General features: G+C 45.9%; 19 protein-coding genes and 1 pseudogene. 17 read left to right on the top strand and 3 right to left on the bottom strand.

Annotated features, from left to right (window positions below; all coding sequences use genetic code 11):
- The first annotated feature begins 127 nt into the window (after positions 1-127).
- The 7 genes from dxs (at position 128) to QA442_RS09595 (ending at position 8,043) form a co-directional block, all read left to right on the top strand.
- On the top strand, positions 128-2,029 hold the full coding sequence (gene dxs / locus QA442_RS09565; RefSeq protein ID WP_069839471.1) for a 1-deoxy-D-xylulose-5-phosphate synthase: 1,902 nt from the start codon (positions 128-130) through the stop codon (positions 2,027-2,029).
- Complete coding sequence (locus QA442_RS09570; protein ID WP_095431669.1) at positions 2,026-2,871, top strand: TlyA family RNA methyltransferase; 846 nt, start codon at positions 2,026-2,028, stop codon at positions 2,869-2,871. The genes dxs and QA442_RS09570 overlap by 4 nt, the downstream gene beginning before the upstream one ends.
- Before the next feature lie 96 nt (positions 2,872-2,967).
- Positions 2,968-3,417, top strand: coding sequence for an arginine repressor ArgR (gene argR / locus QA442_RS09575; RefSeq protein ID WP_003230265.1), 450 nt, complete (start codon positions 2,968-2,970; stop codon positions 3,415-3,417).
- A gap of 36 nt (positions 3,418-3,453) precedes the next feature.
- Complete coding sequence (gene recN / locus QA442_RS09580) at positions 3,454-5,184, top strand: DNA repair protein RecN (protein WP_095431668.1); 1,731 nt, start codon at positions 3,454-3,456, stop codon at positions 5,182-5,184.
- A gap of 174 nt (positions 5,185-5,358) precedes the next feature.
- Complete coding sequence (gene spoIVB / locus QA442_RS09585) at positions 5,359-6,639, top strand: SpoIVB peptidase (RefSeq protein ID WP_069149849.1); 1,281 nt, start codon at positions 5,359-5,361, stop codon at positions 6,637-6,639.
- A gap of 275 nt (positions 6,640-6,914) precedes the next feature.
- Positions 6,915-7,718 (top strand): sporulation transcription factor Spo0A, encoded by an 804-nt coding sequence (spo0A, locus tag QA442_RS09590; RefSeq protein ID WP_003226427.1) that lies wholly within the window; start codon positions 6,915-6,917, stop codon positions 7,716-7,718.
- A gap of 145 nt (positions 7,719-7,863) precedes the next feature.
- The gene (locus QA442_RS09595; protein ID WP_014664554.1) at positions 7,864-8,043 is read left to right on the top strand and encodes a hypothetical protein; all 180 of its coding nucleotides are present in this window, start codon (positions 7,864-7,866) and stop codon (positions 8,041-8,043) included.
- 215 nt (positions 8,044-8,258) lie between these two features.
- Here the strand turns inward: QA442_RS09595 and QA442_RS09600 are convergent, their stop codons facing one another.
- A complete protein-coding gene (locus QA442_RS09600; RefSeq protein WP_095431667.1) occupies positions 8,259-9,377 on the bottom strand; it encodes an NADH-dependent flavin oxidoreductase in 1,119 nt (372 codons plus the stop codon).
- Between the two features lie 72 nt (positions 9,378-9,449).
- A complete protein-coding gene (locus tag QA442_RS09605; RefSeq protein ID WP_141237718.1) occupies positions 9,450-9,602 on the bottom strand; it encodes a hypothetical protein in 153 nt (50 codons plus the stop codon).
- Between the two features lie 307 nt (positions 9,603-9,909).
- Here QA442_RS09605 and QA442_RS09610 point away from each other — a divergent pair, with 307 nt between their 5' ends.
- From QA442_RS09610 to prpB, 9 genes are all read left to right on the top strand, one after another.
- The gene (locus QA442_RS09610) at positions 9,910-10,206 is read left to right on the top strand and encodes a hypothetical protein (RefSeq protein WP_069150774.1); all 297 of its coding nucleotides are present in this window, start codon (positions 9,910-9,912) and stop codon (positions 10,204-10,206) included.
- A gap of 19 nt (positions 10,207-10,225) precedes the next feature.
- On the top strand, positions 10,226-10,846 hold the full coding sequence (locus QA442_RS09615) for an N-acetylmuramoyl-L-alanine amidase family protein (RefSeq protein ID WP_095431666.1): 621 nt from the start codon (positions 10,226-10,228) through the stop codon (positions 10,844-10,846).
- Between the two features lie 77 nt (positions 10,847-10,923).
- Positions 10,924-11,655: a glycerophosphodiester phosphodiesterase gene (locus QA442_RS09620; protein WP_095431665.1), complete on the top strand. Its 732-nt coding sequence runs from the start codon at positions 10,924-10,926 to the stop codon at positions 11,653-11,655.
- 127 nt (positions 11,656-11,782) lie between these two features.
- On the top strand, positions 11,783-12,964 hold the full coding sequence (locus QA442_RS09625) for an acetyl-CoA C-acetyltransferase (RefSeq protein ID WP_095431664.1): 1,182 nt from the start codon (positions 11,783-11,785) through the stop codon (positions 12,962-12,964).
- Between the two features lie 24 nt (positions 12,965-12,988).
- Complete coding sequence (locus QA442_RS09630) at positions 12,989-13,852, top strand: 3-hydroxybutyryl-CoA dehydrogenase (RefSeq protein ID WP_095431663.1); 864 nt, start codon at positions 12,989-12,991, stop codon at positions 13,850-13,852.
- A gap of 26 nt (positions 13,853-13,878) precedes the next feature.
- Positions 13,879-15,018: an acyl-CoA dehydrogenase gene (locus QA442_RS09635; RefSeq protein ID WP_095431662.1), complete on the top strand. Its 1,140-nt coding sequence runs from the start codon at positions 13,879-13,881 to the stop codon at positions 15,016-15,018.
- A gap of 34 nt (positions 15,019-15,052) precedes the next feature.
- Entirely contained in the window at positions 15,053-16,171 is a 1,119-nt protein-coding gene (mmgD, locus tag QA442_RS09640; protein ID WP_095431661.1) for a citrate synthase, read from the top strand.
- Between the two features lie 14 nt (positions 16,172-16,185).
- Positions 16,186-17,601, top strand: coding sequence for a bifunctional 2-methylcitrate dehydratase/aconitate hydratase (locus tag QA442_RS09645; protein WP_095431660.1), 1,416 nt, complete (start codon positions 16,186-16,188; stop codon positions 17,599-17,601).
- A gap of 16 nt (positions 17,602-17,617) precedes the next feature.
- Entirely contained in the window at positions 17,618-18,523 is a 906-nt protein-coding gene (gene prpB / locus QA442_RS09650; RefSeq protein WP_040082683.1) for a methylisocitrate lyase, read from the top strand.
- Between the two features lie 42 nt (positions 18,524-18,565).
- On the opposite strand, the gene QA442_RS09655 is transcribed toward prpB, so the two are convergent.
- Positions 18,566-18,802, bottom strand: a complete 237-nt coding sequence (locus tag QA442_RS09655; protein WP_014664541.1) for a DUF2627 domain-containing protein — start codon at positions 18,800-18,802, stop codon at positions 18,566-18,568.
- A gap of 152 nt (positions 18,803-18,954) precedes the next feature.
- Here QA442_RS09655 and QA442_RS09660 point away from each other — a divergent pair.
- Positions 18,955-21,029: pseudogene (locus QA442_RS09660) on the top strand (sigma 54-interacting transcriptional regulator).
- Positions 21,030-21,048 lie beyond the last annotated feature (19 nt).

A 21,048-nucleotide genomic window follows, 5' to 3' on the forward strand; every position in this document is an offset into this window, starting at 1 on the left:
AGTTTATATGAAAAATGAAAAGGAAAGCGCGTTTGTCTTTTTTTATGTCCGAGATGATTGTCCAGCTCGGCATTCTGGAAGACATGTGTCATTGCAGAAATTCATGCTGAAAGTGAGTTGATCCGCTTTGGATCTTTTATCAATACAGGACCCGTCGTTTTTAAAAAACATGTCCATTGATGAATTAGAGAAATTAAGTGATGAAATCCGTCAGTTTTTAATTACAAGTTTATCCGCTTCCGGCGGCCACATCGGCCCAAACTTAGGTGTCGTAGAGCTTACTGTTGCACTGCATAAGGAATTTAACAGCCCGAAAGACAAGTTTTTATGGGATGTAGGCCATCAGTCGTATGTCCATAAGCTGCTGACAGGTCGCGGAAAAGAATTTGCGACGCTTCGCCAGTACAAAGGGCTTTGCGGATTTCCAAAGCGGAGCGAAAGCGAGCACGATGTTTGGGAAACCGGGCACAGCTCGACTTCTCTGTCAGGCGCGATGGGAATGGCAGCTGCGCGTGATATTAAAGGAACGGATGAATATATTATTCCGATTATTGGGGACGGCGCGCTGACCGGCGGAATGGCGCTTGAAGCCCTTAATCACATCGGCGACGAGAAAAAAGACATGATTGTCATTCTTAATGATAATGAAATGAGTATTGCACCAAATGTCGGCGCCATTCATTCTATGCTCGGACGGCTTCGCACTGCGGGGAAATACCAGTGGGTCAAAGATGAGCTTGAATACTTATTTAGAAAGATTCCGGCAGTTGGAGGCAAGCTTGCCGCGACAGCTGAACGGGTCAAAGACAGCCTGAAATACATGCTCGTCTCCGGAATGTTTTTCGAGGAGCTTGGTTTTACGTATTTGGGCCCGGTGGACGGACATTCTTATCATGAGCTGATTGAGAATCTTCAATACGCCAAAAAAACGAAAGGCCCTGTTCTCCTGCATGTCATCACGAAAAAAGGGAAGGGGTACAAACCGGCTGAGACCGATACAATTGGAACATGGCACGGTACCGGACCATACAAAATTAATACCGGTGACTTTGTAAAACCGAAAGCCGCAGCTCCTTCATGGAGCGGCCTTGTCAGTGGAACTGTGCAGCGAATGGCGCGCGAGGACGGACGCATTGTAGCCATTACGCCGGCTATGCCTGTCGGTTCAAAGCTTGAAGGGTTCGCAAAGGAATTCCCTGACCGGATGTTCGACGTAGGAATCGCAGAACAGCATGCCGCAACAATGGCTGCAGCTATGGCAATGCAGGGTATGAAGCCGTTTTTGGCAATTTACTCAACCTTCCTGCAAAGGGCATATGACCAAGTCGTTCATGACATCTGCCGCCAAAACGCCAATGTGTTTATTGGAATTGACCGTGCAGGACTCGTTGGCGCAGATGGAGAGACACATCAAGGCGTGTTTGATATTGCGTTTATGCGTCACATTCCAAACATGGTCTTAATGATGCCGAAAGACGAAAATGAAGGCCAGCACATGGTTCATACAGCACTTAGCTATGACGAAGGTCCGATAGCGATGCGTTTTCCGCGCGGAAACGGACTCGGCGTAAAAATGGATGAACAGTTGAAAACGATTCCGATCGGTACGTGGGAGGTGCTGCGTCCAGGGAACGATGCTGTCATCTTAACATTCGGTACAACAATTGAAATGGCGATTGAGGCAGCCGAAGAGCTGCAGAAAGAAGGCCTTTCGGTGCGCGTTGTGAATGCGCGTTTTATTAAGCCGATTGATGAAAAGATGATGAAGAGTATCCTAAAAGAAGGCTTGCCCATTTTAACAATTGAAGAAGCGGTCTTAGAAGGCGGTTTCGGAAGCTCGATTTTAGAATTCGCTCATGATCAAGGTGAATATCATACACCGATCGACAGAATGGGTATCCCTGATCGGTTTATTGAACACGGAAGCGTAACCGCGCTTCTAGAGGAAATTGGACTGACAAAACAGCAGGTGGCAAACCGTATTAGATTACTGATGCCGCCAAAGACACACAAAGGAATTGGATCATGACGTCAAAGAAAGAACGATTAGATGTATTATTAGTGGAAAGAGGGCTGGCGGAAACGCGTGAAAAAGCCAAAAGAGCCATTATGGCGGGGATCGTCTATTCAAACGAAAACCGCTTGGACAAGCCCGGAGAAAAAATTGACCGCGACCTTCCGTTAACCGTCAAAGGAAACCCGCTGAGGTATGTGAGCAGGGGCGGTTTAAAGCTCGAAAAAGCGCTGAAGGAATTTCCCGTCTCTGTCAAAGATAAAATTATGATTGATATTGGCTCCTCCACTGGCGGTTTTACGGACTGCGCTTTGCAAAATGGAGCTAAACAGTCATACGCTGTGGATGTAGGCTATAATCAGCTTGCGTGGAAGCTCAGACAGGATGAACGGGTCGTCGTGATGGAACGGACGAACTTCCGTTATGCAACACCGGCAGACTTTACAAAGGGCATGCCGGAGTTTGCCACAATAGATGTGTCCTTTATTTCCCTGCGGCTCATCCTTCCTGTCCTTAAAACATTGCTCGTACCGGGCAGCGACTGCATGGCTCTTGTTAAGCCTCAGTTTGAAGCGGGACGGGAATCGGTCGGCAAAAAAGGGATTGTCAGAGATCCTAAAGTGCATGCTGATGTGCTCAAGCGAATGATCAGTTTTTCTGCCGCTGAAGGCTATATCTGTAAAGGCCTGTCATTTTCTCCGATCACGGGAGGAGACGGAAATATTGAGTTTCTCCTTCATTTGTATTGGCCGGGAGAGGGACAGGCAGGTCAGGAACTGCCGGAAGAAGAGATCATGCGCGTTGTAGAAGAGGCACATAAGACGTTAAAAGAAAAAAAAGCAGATGTACCGGAATAATAGTGCGCTATTATTCCTTTTTTCTGCATTCATGTACAATGTGCAGAGAATCATATAACATAAAAGAACAGATAAGCTGGAAATAGAGGTGCTTACATGAACAAAGGCCAGAGGCATATTAAAATCAGAGAGATCATTACGAGCAATGAAATCGAAACGCAGGATGAATTGGTCGACATGCTGAAGCAGGATGGCTACAAAGTGACGCAAGCAACGGTATCACGGGATATTAAAGAACTTCACCTTGTAAAAGTGCCTACGAATAATGGTTCTTACAAATACAGTCTTCCGGCGGACCAGCGTTTCAATCCGCTTTCAAAGCTAAAGCGGGCATTGATGGACGCATTTGTGAAAATAGACTCAGCAAGCCATATGATTGTGCTGAAAACGATGCCGGGCAATGCCCAGGCAATCGGGGCGCTGATGGACAATTTGGACTGGGATGAAATGATGGGGACCATTTGCGGAGATGATACGATTTTAATTATTTGCCGGACTCCTGAAGATACAGAAGGCGTAAAAAACAGGCTGCTTGAACTGCTGTAACAGAAAAACTAACAAAGATAAGAGGTGTAATGCTGTTTGTTAGCTGAACTATCGATTAAAAACTTTGCGATTATTGAGGAACTGACGGTTTCTTTTGAACGCGGGCTTACGGTTTTAACAGGAGAAACCGGAGCCGGCAAATCCATCATCATAGATGCCATTTCTCTTTTAGTCGGAGGCCGCGGATCATCTGAATTTGTTAGATATGGGGAAGCAAAAGCCGAACTTGAAGGGCTGTTTCTTTTGGAGAGCGGCCATCCCGTTTTAGGCGTATGCGCTGAGCAGGGAATCGACGTTTCAGACGAAATGATCATCATGAGAAGAGATATCAGCACGAGCGGGAAAAGCGTTTGCCGTGTCAATGGCAAGCTTGTCACGATTGCCTCGCTAAGAGAGATCGGCAGGCTTTTATTAGATATTCACGGGCAGCACGATAACCAGCTGTTAATGGAAGACGAAAATCATCTCCAGCTCTTGGACAAGTTTGCCGGAGCCGAAGTGGAAAGCGCGCTCCAAGCGTATCAGGAAGGGTACCATCGGTATATGAAGCTGCTCAAAAAGCTAAAACAGCTTTCTGAAAGCGAACAGGAAATGGCCCATCGCCTTGATCTCATTCAATTTCAGCTCGAAGAAATCGAATCAGCGAAGCTTGAGATCAACGAAGATGAACAGCTTCAAGAAGAGCGTCAGCAAATTTCAAACTTTGAGAAGATATATGAATCGCTGCAAAATGCATATAATGCGCTTCGCAGTGAACAGAGCGGATTGGACTGGGTCGGAATGGCATCAGCCCAGCTTGAAGATATATCTGATATTAACGAACCGCTGAAAAAACTGTCTGAGAGTGTTTCGAACTCCTACTATCTGCTTGAGGACGCTACATTTCAGATGAGAAATATGCTGGATGAGCTTGAATATGATCCAGAACGCCTGAACTATATTGAGACGCGGCTCAATGAAATCAAACAGCTGAAACGAAAATACGGTGCCACTGTCGAGGACATTTTGGAATACGCTTCTAAAATTGAAGAAGAAATTGACCAAATTGAAAACAGGGACAGCCACCTCCAAAGTCTGAAAAAGGAGCTTGACTCCGTTGGCAAGGATGTCGCAGTGGAAGCGGCAAATGTTTCTCAAATCCGGAAAACATGGGCGAAAAAACTGGCTGATGAGATTCATCGGGAATTAAAAAGCCTGTACATGGAAAAATCAACGTTTGATACGGAATTCAAAATCAGACAAGCGTCACGCAATGAAGAGGCACCGGTTGTAAACGGCCAGCCTGTTCAGCTGACTGAACAAGGGATCGATCTGGTGAAGTTTTTAATTTCAACCAATACAGGCGAGCCGCTGAAATCTCTTTCGAAAGTCGCTTCAGGTGGAGAGCTGTCACGGGTGATGCTTGCCATAAAAAGCATTTTTTCCTCACAGCAGGATGTGACATCGATCATTTTTGATGAGGTTGATACCGGTGTAAGCGGCAGGGTCGCACAGGCAATCGCTGAGAAGATCCATAAAGTGTCAATAGGATCACAAGTGCTTTGTATTACACACTTGCCTCAGGTGGCTGCCATGGCCGATACGCATCTTTATATTGCGAAGGAGTTAAAAGACGGCAGAACGACGACACGTGTCAAGCCGCTTTCTAAGCAGGAAAAAATAGTGGAAATCGGACGCATGATTGCAGGTGTCGAGGTAACCGATTTAACGAAACGCCATGCGAAAGAACTTTTAAAACAAGCGGATCAAGTCAAAACAACTGGGTAAGCTGCGCGAAAAGCGCAGCTTATTTTTTTTGTTTACATCCATTCGTTCATCAGTATATCCAATGTTTTTCTTCATATGACAGTTATAAATAAGCCTCCAAAAGGCAAAATTAAATGATGTAGCAGCAAGTCATAAAGAAGGTGTGGGATAGGAGCGAGGAGAGTGAAGTAGTGAATGCCCGATAACATCAGAAAAGCAGTAGGTTTAATTCTCCTTGTTTCGTTATTAAGTGTAGGTTTATGCAAACCGCTAAAAGAGTATTTACTGATTCCAACGCAAATGAGAGTATTTGAAACCCAAACACAAGCGATTGAAACAAGTTTATCGGTAAACGCTCAGACATCAGAATCGTCAGAAGCGTTTACAGTAAAGAAGGATCCGCACGAAATTAAGGTGACAGGCAAAAAGTCAGGTGAGTCAGAATTAGTATACGATCTTGCCGGATTTCCAATTAAAAAAACAAAAGTGCAAGTTCTTCCTGATTTAAAGGTGATACCTGGCGGACAATCAATCGGTGTAAAACTTCATTCCGTCGGTGTTCTTGTCGTCGGATTTCATCAAATCAATACAAGTGAAGGCAAAAAATCTCCGGGAGAAACGGCCGGAATTGAAGCGGGCGACATCATTATTGAAATGAATGGACAGAAAATTGAAAAAATGAACGATGTAGCCCCATTTATCCAAAAGGCCGGAAAAACTGGTGAATCTTTAGATTTACTGATCAAACGTGACAAACAAAAAATCAAAACAAAGTTGATTCCACAAAAGGATGAACAAGAAGGCAAATACAGAATCGGATTATATATCAGGGATTCTGCTGCCGGCATTGGCACTATGACCTTTTATGAACCGAAAACAAAAAAATACGGAGCACTTGGCCACGTGATTTCCGATATGGACACAAAGAAACCGATTGTGGTGGAGAATGGAGAAATCGTTAAATCCACTGTGACATCAATTGAAAAAGGGACAGGCGGTAATCCGGGAGAAAAACTGGCGCGATTTTCCTCAGAACGCAAAACGATCGGGGATATTAACAGAAACAGCCCATTCGGGATTTTCGGCACGCTGCATCAGCCGATTCAAAACAATATTTCAGATCAAGCACTGCCGGTTGCATTTTCTACTGAAGTCAAAAAAGGGCCGGCTGAAATTTTAACGGTTATTGATGATGACAAGGTGGAAAAATTTGATATTGAAATCGTCAGCACAACGCCGCAAAAATTCCCTGCGACAAAAGGAATGGTGTTGAAAATTACTGATCCAAGGCTGTTGAAAGAAACAGGGGGCATCGTACAGGGGATGAGCGGAAGCCCGATCATTCAAAATGGAAAAGTGATCGGCGCTGTCACCCATGTGTTTGTAAATGACCCGACAAGCGGCTACGGTGTTCATATTGAATGGATGCTGTCAGAAGCAGGAATCGATATTTACGGAAAAGAAAAAGCAAGCTGACTGCCGGAGTTTCCGGCAGTTTTTTTGTTTTGATCCCTCTTCACTTCTCAGAATACATACGGTAAAATATACAAAAGAAGATTTTTCGACAAATTCACGTTTCCTTGTTTGTCAAATTTCATTTTTAGTCGAAAAACAGAGAAAAACATAGAATAACAAAGATATGCCACTAATATTGGTGATTATGATTTTTTTAGAGGGTATATAGCGGTTTTGTCGAATGTAAACATGTAGCAAGGGTGAATCCTGTTAACTACATTTGGGGAGGAAGAAACGTGGAGAAAATTAAAGTTTGTGTTGCTGATGATAATCGAGAGCTGGTAAGCCTGTTGAGTGAATATATAGAAGGACAGGAAGACATGGAAGTGATCGGCGTTGCTTATAACGGACAGGAATGCCTGTCGTTGTTTAAAGAAAAAGATCCCGATGTGCTCGTATTAGATATTATTATGCCGCATTTAGACGGACTTGCGGTTTTAGAGAGGCTGAGGGAATCAGATCTGAAAAAACAGCCGAATGTCATCATGCTGACAGCCTTTGGACAGGAAGATGTCACGAAAAAGGCCGTCGATTTAGGCGCGTCCTACTTTATTCTCAAACCGTTTGATATGGAAAACCTTGTCGGTCATATCCGCCAAGTCAGCGGAAATGCCAGCAGTGTGACGCATCGTGCGCCATCATCGCAAAGCAGCATTATACGCAGCAGCCAGCCTGAACCAAAGAAGAAAAATCTCGACGCGAGCATCACAAGCATTATCCATGAAATCGGCGTCCCAGCCCATATTAAAGGCTATCTCTATCTGCGTGAAGCAATCTCAATGGTATACAATGACATCGAATTGCTCGGCAGCATTACAAAAGTCCTCTATCCGGACATCGCCAAAAAATTCAACACAACCGCAAGCCGTGTAGAAAGAGCGATCCGCCATGCAATTGAAGTGGCATGGAGCAGAGGAAACATTGATTCCATTTCCTCGCTGTTCGGTTATACTGTCAGCATGACAAAAGCTAAACCGACAAACAGCGAATTCATTGCAATGGTTGCGGATAAGCTTAGATTAGAACATAAGGCTTCTTAAACATGTGGATATTATGTGATAATTAAATCAAACGTCTTTTATTTATTGGTTTGCGCTGATAAATAGGAGGCGTTTTGTTTTTGGGGACATTTGTTATCATAGGTGATGGATATGAAAAATTTATTTTCCGTAAGGAGTGAGGTATGTGTTTGAAAAATATGGTCTGCTGATTGCTTTATTTATTCTTGCGCTTTGCGTCAATTCGAACATCATTACAGATTCACGCTTACTAGGCACCCTGATTGACTTTATCTCATTTACAGTCATGGTTTCATGTGTTCTCGCTGCTTGGATTATCAAAAACAAACAATCAGGATCAAATTGAAACCTTTCTCCTGCAAAATCGTAAGTAAGGCGTATTGATGTAAAAAGGAGACATACGAATGAAAAAGAAAAAAACAAGAAAGCGTGATGGACTTTTCCTAGATTTTCTTTTTGAAGTAGGTGGGGAGCTCTTTCTTTTGCTGTTTCGGTGTGTACATAAACTATTTATATAAAGGGAAAAAAGACTGCCGAATCCGTTTCGGCAGTCTTTTCATATTAATCTTTATAAGGCACCCAGCCAGGCGTGTTCACAATGGCTTGCCATAGCGGTTCAGGCAAATGATATTTTTCTTTATCTGTGCCTTTGATTACTGTTTCGATTTGCTTTTCACGGCCTTCTTTTACTTTTACCGCCCAGTCAGGGTCAACTAAAATTTCTCGTCCCATTGCGACTAGTGGAATACTGTTTTCGATGACGGCCAGCGCGTCATCTGCGGAATGGATGGAACCGACGGCGATCAGCGGCACTTTGTTTCCGGCACGTTCATTCAATAAGTCCATGCGTGTGCGAGTTGGATCTGCACCGCGGCGTGCTTTTGAGTTCACGTCCATCAGTGAAATATGAAGATAATCCAATTCTTTATCCCCTAAAGCGTCAACAAGCGTAAAGGTTTCAGTCATTGTCAATCCTGGTGTTTCAGGTTCTTCTGGAGACAGACGGTAGCCGACTAAGAACGCGCCCTTCGCATGTTCTGAAGCGGCTTTTTTCACTTCGTCAACAATAGCAAGAGGGAAGGCTAATCGTTTCTCATCGCTTCCTCCCCAGCGGTCCGTGCGCTGATTGGTTTTTGGAGAATAAAACTGCTGAATCAAGTAGCCGTTTGCACCGTGAATTTCGACACCGTCAAAGCCGGCTTCAATGGCGCGTCTTGTCGCTTCTCCAAACGCCTTCACAATGTTTTCCACTTCTTCTTCTTTTAATGCGCGAGCAATTTGTTTGCCGTTATCAAACACGTCACTTGGCCCCACAACATCCTGTTGAGGAACGAGCTCAGATGGGCATTCGATGCCGCCATGATGAATTTGCACAACGGCTTTAGCGCCTTGTGCCTGAATGGCTTGTGCTAATGTTTTTAAACCCGGAATGTTGGAATCGTCGTGGATGGCCGGCTGCCCAGGAAATGCTTTTCCGTCCGGTGTGACATTTGCGCAGGCTGTAATCACCATTCCCATCTCTTTTGAACGAGGGATGATGTAGTCAAGCTCTGCTTCAGAAATTGTACCGTCTTCATTAGAAGCGTAATGAGTCATTGGTGCGACTGCGATCCGGTTGTCGATTGTAACACCGCTTTTAAACGTGAAGGGTTCAAACAGCGGCTTATACTTAGGATTCATTTGATCATCTTCTTTCGTTTGGATTCGCACATATTCTAGCCTATATGTAAAAATTAATGCAATTGATCTGCTTTACCGGCTGAATATCTTGAGTGCAGAGTGATATTTTCGCCGCTCTTTTTCAGGGCCTTTGTAGCCGCCGTTGATTTGGTGGCCGATGGAGCATGTGATGAGAGCGGCCGCCAGCAGCAGAACGAATTTTTTCATGGTGTTAACTTCTTTCAATAATGGAAATATCCTTTCAAAGGTTACGCCTGGCTGATCTAGCAGTCAAACCATTTGCTCACCCAATTCACAAATTTTTAAAAATGAATAAAAAGTTGCTTCTTTCCGCTAATTTTTTCTAATTAGCGCCTCATTTAGAGCCATCCTCATAGACAAAACTGCTCGTTATCTTTCTAACAACAGGAAATGATCGGGTCGTATAGCCCTTTTGAAAATCATGGAACTTGATCGCCTGCATTCATGTTGTCTTTACAAATCCGCCATTCTGGTCAAAGATAAAAGCCAAACATCAGGAAGAGGTGATCGTGTGAAACAAACGGTTCTTTTGCTATTTACTGCGCTTTTTCTTTCGGGATGCAGTGTAGCAAGTGCGGATGACTCAGCACCAAGGTTTACCGAAGAGGGAAAATTTATTGGCTCGGCTGATCCTCATACGATTGCGGTTTCTCTCAATGGAGAAGAAACCATGATACAAGTTCCGAAGGATAAACGTGATGAATGTGAATCCTTGCCAGACCAGACAAAAGTTTTAGTGAAATATACAAAGAAGGATAATGGGACTTTACAGCTGGAAGATATTCAGCTGCGAAAGAATTCGTCATAAAGAGACCGGAGGGAGAAAGTTGAGAATGTTATGGAGGAGCTTGGCGCTGTGTGGATTGGCTTTGACACTCGCGCCTTGTGTACAGGCAGCAGAGCCGATAGAAGGGAAAACCGTGTATATTGATGCCGGACACGGCGGTGAAGACAGTGGAGCAGTCGGAAACGGGCTCTTTGAAAAGGATATTAATTTGGCTGTTTCAGAGCATGTGACGGACAAGCTGAAAGAGGAGGGAGCCAATCCTGTTGCATCCAGATCAGACGATCATTTTCTGACCTTGGAGGACAGAGTCGCAAAGGCAAGTGCCAATCACGCTGATCTTTTTGTCAGCATTCATGTAAATTCCGGGGTTGCTTCAGCTTCAGGAACAGAAACGTATTTTCAATCTGATTATGAAGGGGAAAACAGCCGGCGTCTGGCAGCCGATATTCAGTCGCAGCTCGTTTCATCCTTACAAACGAGAGACAGGGGCGTGAAAGAATCAGACTTTTACGTCATTACATATTCACAAATGCCAAGTGTGTTGGCGGAGCTTGGGTTTATCACGAACAGCTCTGACGCGGACAAGCTGGGAAATGAAGAATACCAGCAAAAGGCAGCAGATGCGATTGTCAACGGCATTGATTCTTATTATGATCAGTAGATAAATATAGCCTTAATCCTAGAGTGGATCCGACAAAATAAGTATAATGGAGAAAACTTAGGGCTTGAGGTGAAACGATGACAAAGATTTTTGCCCACCGGGGGGCATCAGGACACTTTCCCGAAAATACAATGCTTGCATTTGAAAAAGGAATTGAAGCCGGAGCGGACGGGATAGAGCTTGATGTACAGCTGACGAAAGACGGACGCATTGTTGTGATTCATGATGAAAGGCTTAACCGCACGACATCGCTTAAAGGATTCGTGAAGGATACAGCCTATGATGTGATCAAGACTGCGAATGCGGCCGCAGGTCACGATCAGGCGTACAGCGATCTAAAAGTGCCACTATTAGAAGACGTGCTCTCGTGGGCGGTAAAAAAGGATTTTCTCATCAACATTGAATTGAAAAACAGCGTGATTCGCTATGAGGGAATGGAAGAAAAAGTGCTGGAGGCAGTGAAGCGATTCAATATAGAGGAGAGAGTCATCCTATCCACATTTAATCATGAAAGTGTAGCACTGTGCGCTCAGCTTGCGCCCCATATCGAACGGGCGGTATTAACTGCTGATGTGCTTTATCAGCCGGATCAATATATCGCGTCTATTCCAGCTACCGGCTATCACCCGAAGCTAAACAGCCCAGGGGTCACAGATGAAGTGCTGAAGAAAATGAGGAGCAGTTCGATTAAGGTAAGGCCGTATACAGTCAATCGGCCGGAAGATATGAAGCACCTCATTGAACTGGGAGCAGACGGCATGTTTACCGATTTTCCTGCAAAGGCTGCGGCATTGCTGAAAAATGAATAGTTGCTTTAGAAGAAGGCTGTTGACACAGCCTTCTTTTTTCATACATTCGTGCCCGTTTCAAAGCATACATTCATAGAAGACAACTAGAATTTGTAAGCGCTGTCTATCTTCTGAATGAGGTGAAACCATGAGGAAAACAGTCATTGTAAGTGCTGCAAGAACGCCATTTGGCAAATTCGGCGGAGTATTGAAAGAGGTGAAAGCTGCCGAGCTTGGGGGCATTGTGATGAAGGAGGCGTTGCAACGGGCTGGAGTCTCTGGAGATGATGTAGAAGGAAATGTCATGGGCATGGTTGTCCAGGCCGGCTCAGGACAGATCCCTTCCCGTCAAGCTGCCCGTCTTGCTGGAATGCCTTGGAGTGTGCCGTCAGAAACACTGAATAAAGTCTGTGCTTCGGGTCTTCGCGCTGTCACTTTATGTGATCAAATGATTCGGGCGCAGGATGCGGACATCCTTGTTGCCGGGGGGATGGAAAGCATGAGCAATATTCCGTATGCCATTCCCGCTGGACGCTGGGGAGCACGGATGGGGGACGGCGAGCTTAGGGATTTAATGGTGTATGACGGGTTAATGTGCGCATTTGACGAAGTGCATATGGCTGTTCACGGAAATACAGCGGCCAAGGAATATTCAATTTCACGAAGAGAGCAGGATGAATGGGCGTTGAGAAGCCATGCGCGGGCAGCTAAAGCAGCCGATGAAGGGAAATTTCAGGATGAAATTGTTCCCGTCAACTGGATCGGTCGAAAAGGAAAATCAAACGTTGTTGATAAGGATGAAGCGATTCGCCGTGACACAAGCCTGGATCAGCTCGCGAAACTTTCTCCGATTTATACAAGTGATGGTTCGATCACAGCCGGCAATGCTCCCGGGGTCAATGACGGAGCTGGCGCATTCGTGCTGATGTCGGAGGAAAAAGCAGCTGAGCTTGGCAAACAGCCTCTGGCTACAATTCTTGGTTTTTCAACTATGGGAATGCCAGCGCATGAACTGGCGGCAGCACCGGGGTTTGCCATTAATAAGCTCCTGAAAAAGAACGGTTTAACTGCCCAAGATATTGACTTGTTTGAAGTAAATGAAGCGTTTGCTTCTGTTGTGTTAACATGTGAAAAAATCGTAGGTTTCGATCTTGAAAAAGTAAATGTGAACGGCGGTGCGATCGCGCTCGGCCACCCGATCGGCGCGAGCGGAGCGAGAATTCTCATGACGCTCGTTTATGAATTAAAGCGACGGGGAGGGGGACTGGGTGTTGCCGCCATTTGCAGTGGGGCAGCCCAAGGAGATGCCGTCTTAGTGCAGGTTCATTAAAACATGATGAAAAAGGGGATTTAAATGGAAATCAAACAAATCATGGTAGCTGGCGCAGGTCAGATGGGAAGCGGCATTGCACAAGCAGCTGCTGACGCAGGTTTTTATGTGCGGATGTACGATGTGAGTCCGGAAGCTGCGGAGGCAGGATTGAAGCGGCTGAAGAAACAGCTGGCCCGTGACGCTGAGAAAGGAAAAAGGACCGAGGCGGAAGTGAGGAGTATCATCAGCCGCATTTCGATTTCTCAAACGCTTGAGGAGGCAGAGCATGCGGACATTGTGATTGAGGCTATCGCTGAAAACATGGCGGCGAAAACCAAAATGTTTAAAACACTTGATCGCATTTGCCCGCCTCATACGATTTTGGCCAGCAATACATCTTCCTTGCCTATTACAGAGATCGCTGCTGTGACAAATCGGCCTCAACGGGTCATTGGCATGCATTTTATGAATCCCGTCCCTGTGATGAAGCTGGTTGAAGTAATACGCGGCTTGGCTACATCAGAGGAAACGGCCTTAGATGTTATGGCATTAGCGGAAAAGATGGGGAAAACACCGGTTGAAGTCAATGATTTTCCGGGGTTTGTTTCCAATCGTGTGCTTCTTCCAATGATTAATGAAGCCATCTATTGCGTGTATGAGGGAGTGGCGAAGCCAGAGGCAATAGACGAGGTGATGAAGCTTGGCATGAATCATCCGATGGGTCCGCTTACATTAGCGGATTTTATCGGACTGGATACGTGTTTATCCATTATGGAAGTTCTTCACTCAGGCCTTGGCGATTCTAAATACCGTCCTTGCCCGCTGCTCCGCAAGTATGTCAAAGCAGGCTGGCTTGGCAAAAAGAGCGGACGCGGTTTTTATGAATATGAGGAGAGGACTTCCTGAAGTCAATTCCATCGGGGGTGGCCGAGTTGCATATAACCCAAGAGCAAGTCATGATGCGAAAAATGGTGCGTGATTTTGCCCGAAAAGAAATTGCTCCCGCTGCGGAAATTATGGAGAAAACGGACGAATTTCCCTTTCAGCTGATCAAAAAAATGGGCGAACACGGGCTGATGGGAATACCGGTGCCGGAACAGTACGGCGGTGCCGGGGCGGACGTTGTTTCTTATATTTTGGCGATTCATGAGATTTCAAAAATCAGCGCGGCTGTCGGCGTGATTCTCTCCGTTCATACCTCGGTCGGCACAAATCCGATTCTGTACTTCGGCAATGAGGAACAAAAGATGAAATATATACCGAAGCTTGCTTCAGGAGACCATTTAGGGGCCTTTGCACTGACGGAGCCTTACTCAGGATCGGATGCCGGAAGCCTTCGCACAACGGCAATTAAAAAGAACGGCAAATACGTATTAAACGGATCGAAAATATTCATAACGAATGGCGGAGCAGCTGATATCTATATCACATTTGCTTTAACGGCTCCGGATCAAGGCAGGCACGGGATTTCGGCTTTTATCGTTGAAAAAAACACACCCGGTTTTACGGTTGGGAAAAAAGAAAAAAAGCTGGGGCTTTATGGCTCTAATACTACGGAACTGATTTTTGATAACGCAGAAGTGCTTGAAGCTAATTTGCTTGGCAAAGAGGGTGACGGCTTCAACATTGCCATGGCGAATTTAAATGTCGGCCGGATCGGCATTGCGGCACAGGCGCTCGGTATTGCAGAGGCGGCTCTTGAGCATGCCGTTGCTTATGCGAAGCAGCGAGTGCAATTTGGAAGGCCGATCGCAGCCAATCAAGGCATATCATTTAAGCTGGCTGACATGGCGACTAGGGCTGAGGCGGCAAGGCATCTTGTCTACCACGCCGCAGACCTCCATAACCGCGGCCTGTCATGTGGAAAAGAGGCGTCTATGGCTAAACAATTTGCTTCCGATGCAGCGGTGAAGGCGGCGTTAGACGCCGTCCAAATTTATGGGGGATATGGCTATATGAAGGATTACCCCGTTGAGCGGCTGCTTCGCGATGCAAAGGTGACGCAAATCTATGAAGGGACGAATGAGATTCAAAGACTGATTATTTCCAAGTATTTACTTGGCGGGACCTGATAACCAAAAAAACGCAAAAACGGAGGTTGAGGATATGGAGGAGAAACAGCACTACTCTCCAGGGTTGGACGGTGTGATTGCGGCAGAAACTCACATTTCTTATCTTGACACGCAGTTCAGCCAGATTTTGATACGAGGCTATGATTTAATAGATCTTTCTAAAACAAAAAGTTATCTGGAGCTTGTCCATTTATTGCTGGAAGGGAGGCTGCCGGAAGAAAGTGAAAGAGAGACGCTGGAAAGTAAAATAAACAGTGCGTCAAGCCTGCCTGCTGATCATCTCCGTCTGCTTGAGCTGCTCCCTGAGCACACGCATCCAATGGATAGCCTGCGTACCGGCCTGTCGGCACTTGCCGGTTATGATCGGCAAATTGATGATCGGTCTCCTTCCGCTAACAAGGAGCGCGCATATCAGCTTCTTGGGAAAATGCCTGCCCTCACTGCTGCCAGCTACAGGATCATCAATAAAAAAGAGCCGATTCTTCCGCTTCAATCCCTGTCCTACAGTGCGAATTTTCTATACATGATGACAGGCAAATTGCCGTCCTCATTGGAAGAACAGATTTTTGACCGGTCGCTCGTCCTGTATAGTGAGCATGAGATGCCGAATTCAACTTTTGCGGCCAGAGTCATCGCATCTACTCACTCGGATCTTTATGGCGCTTTGACAGGAGCTGTCGCTTCCCTGAAAGGGAATCTTCACGGAGGGGCAAACGAAGCTGTAATGTATATGCTTTTGGAGGCAAAAACGACGTCTGAATTTGAGCAGCTTCTGCAAACAAAACTGAAAAGAAAAGAAAAAATCATGGGTTTCGGCCACCGTGTGTATATGAAAAAAATGGATCCGAGAGCACTCATGATGAAAGAAGCGCTGCGGCAATTATGCGATAAAGCCGGTGACCATCGTTTATATGAGATGTGTGAAGCAGGTGAGCGGCTGATGGAGAAGGAAAAAGGGCTCTATCCGAACTTGGATTACTATGCTGCCCCGGTTTATTGGATGCTCGGCATACCGATCCCTTTATATACGCCTGTCTTTTTCAGCGCGAGAACATCCGGTTTATGCGCTCATGTGATTGAACAGCATTCCAATAATCGACTCTTCCGTCCCCGTGTCAGTTACATGGGCCCGCGATATCAAACAGAATCATGAAAGGAGCTGGCAGAATGCAGAAAACGGATCGTGTTATCGAAGAAATCACAGACTATGTGCTTGAGAAAGAGATTACAAGTTCCGAAGCGTATACAACAGCGGGGCATGTATTGCTGGATACCCTGGGCTGCGGGATTTTGGCGCTGCGGTATCCAGAGTGCACAAAGCTGCTTGGGCCGATTGTTCCAGGAACGACTGTGCCAAATGGAAGCAAAGTGCCGGGAACGTCCTATGTTCTCGATCCTGTGAGGGCAGCGTTTAATATCGGCTGCATGATTCGCTGGCTCGATTACAACGATACGTGGCTGGCAGCGGAGTGGGGGCATCCATCCGATAACTTGGGAGGCATCCTTGCTGTTTGTGATTATGTATCAAGAGTGAGGCTGTCTGAAGGAAAAGAGCCTTTAACGGTACGCGACGTACTCGAGATGATGATTAAAGCGCACGAAATTCAAGGCGTCCTTGCGTTAGAAAACAGCCTGAATCGAGTGGGTCTTGATCATGTGCTGTTTGTTAAAATTGCGACAACAGCTGTTGCAGCAAAGCTTTTAGGCGGCGGGAGAGAAGAAATCAAAAATGCGCTTTCGAATGCATGGATTGACAATGCAGCATTAAGAACATACCGGCATTCACCAAATACAGGCTCTCGCAAATCATGGGCAGCAGGAGATGCAACGAGCAGAGGTGTTCATTTGGCGCTGATGTCGTTAAAAGGGGAAATGGGGTATCCGACAGCGTTGAGCGCACCGGGTTGGGGGTTCCAGGACGTTCTATTCAATAAGAAAGAGATCAAGCTCGCCCGTCCGCTCGACGCTTATGTCATGGAAAATGTGTTATTTAAAGTGTCTTATCCAGCAGAATTTCACGCTCAAACAGCGGCGGAGTGCGCCGTCATTTTACATCCGCGGGTAAAGGACCGAATTGATGAGATCGATCGTATTGTCATCAGTACGCATGAATCCGCTATCCGAATCATTGATAAAAAAGGCCCGCTTCACAATCCGGCAGACCGTGATCACTGCCTCCAATACATTACAGCAATCGGTTTGCTTTTTGGTGATATCACCGCACAGCATTATGAAGCTGAAACTGCGAGTGATCCGAGAATAGATAAATTACGTGATAAAATGAAGGTGACTGAAAATAAAGCATATACCGAGGATTATTTGAAACCTGATAAGCGTTCTATTTCAAATGCCGTTCAGGTTCATTTTAAAGACGGAACGAGCACGGAAATGGTGGAATGTGAGTTTCCTCTTGGCCACCGTTTTCGAAGAGAGGAGGCAGTGCCAAAACTTCTGGAAAAGTTTTCTGGCAATCTCAAAAGCCATTTTCCTGATAAACAGTGCAAACACATTTATGAGCGCTGTACCAGCGAGACTTTACAAACGATGCGCGTAAATGAATTCGTAGACATGTTCTGCATGTAAAAGGAGGATTTGTGTCATGTCGTGGATCGTCAATCAGCAATCGTCACAAGAAGAGCTTGCCGGGCGTTTCCGCAAGCTGATGTCGGCGCCGGACATTCTTCAAATTCCCGGCGCCCATGACGGGATGGCAGCGTTGCTCGCGAAGGAGGCCGGTTTTTCTGCTATATATTTGTCTGGTGCGGCTTATACAGCCAGCAGGGGACTTCCTGATCTAGGGATCATCACGTCGGCAGAAATGGCGGATCGGGCCAAAGACCTTGTGCGTGCTGCTGATCTGCCTCTGCTTGTGGATATCGATACGGGATTTGGCGGTGTGTTAAATGCCGCCCGAACCGCCCGGGAGATGCTTGAAGCCAGGGTAGCAGCCGTTCAAATAGAAGACCAGCAGCTTCCGAAAAAATGCGGGCATTTAAATGGCAAACAGCTCGTTCCGATCAAGGAAATGGCGCAAAAAATAAAAGCCATTAAACAAGCGGCACCCACCCTTATTGTTGTTGCCCGCACAGATGCCAGGGCGCAGGAAGGGCTTGATGCTGCAATAAAACGGTCAGCGGCCTACATTGAGGCGGGAGCAGACGCGATTTTCCCGGAAGCGCTCCAGGCAGAGAATGAATTCCGCCAGTTTGCTGAGCATATCTCCGTTCCGCTCCTTGCGAATATGACGGAGTTTGGGAAAACGCCGTATTATCGTGCCGATGAATTCGAAGATATGGGGTTTCGCATGGTGATATATCCTGTCACCTCGCTTCGAGCGGCGGCAAAAGCTTATGAGCGGATATTTGGTTTGATGAAGGAGCACGGCTCACAAAAAGAAGGACTTCATCATTTGCAGACGCGAAAAGAACTGTACGATACCATCTCTTATTATGACTATGAGGCATTAGATAAAACGATTGCCAAGACGGTTTTGCCTGACGAATAGTGCGACAAAAAAAGCCGGAGCATTCTCCGGCTTTTTTTGCAGTTATCGTTTTCTGAATCGCGGGCTGACTTGATTGCGTTTTCTGTCTCTGTATAGAATGAACCCGGCCAGCACATAGAGGCCGATCGCGAAAAAGATGAATCCTGACAACCCTTGGAGCCAAAGAGCTGAAAATGGCTTTATTGCATGGCCGAAAAGTGTATCTCTCATCAGTTTAATGCCTAAAGCGGAAATGGCCCCGGGGATGACTAATATCAAAAGCGCAAGAAGTCGGCTCATCTTCAGAAAACCCCTTTATCTTTTCATTTCCTTTATTGTCCAGCGGGAAAAATATTTTGTCAAGAGAAGAAAACGTGGTAACATAGGGTTGTGCAAATTATTGCAACGGAATAATTAGGTGTGCAAATTTTTTCATACAAAGGGGTATCGGGATGCAAAAGGTACTGATAGTAGGTGCCAAAGGGGAACGGCGTTATTACATATTCTGATCAAAACAGCCATCATAGATATCATTGCCGTAGTTGACAAAGACCCCAAGGCGCCGGGATTGAAAGAAGCAGAACAGTATGGGATTGCCGTTTCATCTGATTGGAAACCTTACATACAACAAAAACCGGATATCGTCATTCATACCACCGGCGATCAAGCCGTGTTTGACGAACTCCTTCAAAGAAAGCATGAAGATACCATTGTCATGCCGGGGAAAATGGCATACATCGTTTTTCAGCTGATGGAAGAAAAGCAGCACCTGATTCAAATGCTAAAAGAGCAAACATACAAACACGACAGAATTTTTAATTCCACCCATGACGGGATGATTTTTATTGATATCAATGAAGAGATCATTCTCTTTAACCATATGGCCGAAAAAATGGTCGGGAAAAAACGCGAGGAAGTCATCGGACGACCAATAAAAGAAGTCATTCCGAGCACTAAGATGCCGCGAATTTTAAAAACAAGAGTGCCTGAATACAACCAGAAGCAGCTTTTAGGCGATCATTTGCAAATTGTGACCACAAGGCTGCCGATTATTGATGAAGGCGGACGTCTGCTCGGGGCTCTTTGTGTGTTTAAAGATATCACAGATGCGGTCGAGCTGGCGGAGGAAGTGACCAACTTAAAGCAGGTCCGTACGATGCTGGAGGCGATTATCCAATCCTCCGATGAGGCGATTTCTGTCGTTGATGAAAACGGCATCGGGCTCCTAATCAATAAAGCATATACGAAAATGACCGGGCTATCTGAAAAAGAAGTTATCGGCAAGCCTGCAAACACGGATATTTCCGAAGGCGAAAGCATGCATTTAAAGGTGCTTGAAACAAGACGCCCTGTCCGCGGTGTCAGAATGAAGGTCGGCCCGAATGAAAAAGAGGTCATCGTCAATGTAGCACCGGTGATTGTGGACGGTATTTTGAAAGGCAGCGTCGGTGTGATTCACGATGTGTCCGAAATTAAAATGCTGACAGCGGAGCTTAACCGCGCCAGGCAAATTATTCGCACGCTTGAAGCGAAATACACGTTTGACGACATTATCGGCAAAAGCGAGCAAATGCTGGTTGCGCTTGAGCAGGCGAAGCTCGGTGCGAAAACGCCGGCAACGATTTTGTTGCGCGGAGAGTCAGGAACAGGAAAAGAACTGTTTGCCCATGCCATCCATAACGAAAGCGACCGGAAGTACAATAAATTTATTCGCGTAAATTGTGCAGCCCTTTCTGAAAACCTGCTTGAATCAGAATTGTTCGGCTATGAGGATGGTGCGTTTTCAGGGGCGAAGCGGGGCGGTAAAAAGGGTTTATTTGAAGAAGCAAATAACGGCAGTATTTTCTTAGATGAAATCGGTGAGCTGACACAAAATATGCAGGCCAAATTGCTGCGCGTCCTTCAAGAAAAGGAAATCGTCAGAGTGGGCGGCACGAAAGCGATCCCTGTCAATGTCAGAGTGATCGCGGCAACAAATGTAAATATTGAAAAGGCGATGGCGGATGGAAAGTTTCGCGAAGACCTGTATTACCGGATCAACCGCTATCCCATCTCCATTCCGCCTTTGCGGCAGCGGTTGGAGGACATTGAAGCACTAAGCGTCAGACTTATCCAAAAGATCAACCGGGATTACGGCAGGAATGTAAAAGGGCTCTCGCAGCAAGCCTTGCGCGCCTTATCTGCTTACCATTGGCCTGGGAATGTCCGCGAGCTTGAAAATGTCCTTGGACGAGCCATGATTTTTCTCAATCCGCATATGGAATGGATTGAAAAAGATCATTTGCCTATATTTGAACTTGAGCAAAAAGAAAATGACACAGATCTGAGGGCAGGTTTTGATTTTCCGGATATTGAAGGCGAAAAGCTGTCTGTCGCAGTAGAAAAATTTGAAGCGCATTTGATCCAGCAAACGCTCGAAAAGCATCATTTTAACCGGACAAAAACAGCGAAAGCCCTCGGTGTCAGCATTCGGAATTTATATTACAAAATGGATAAATATGGCCTTGCAAATGAAGGCATGCAATAATCTGCAGAATAAACGCAAA

The sequence above is a fragment of the Bacillus stercoris genome (genome assembly GCF_029772985.1).
In the GTDB taxonomy this organism is placed as follows: domain Bacteria; phylum Bacillota; class Bacilli; order Bacillales; family Bacillaceae; genus Bacillus; species Bacillus stercoris.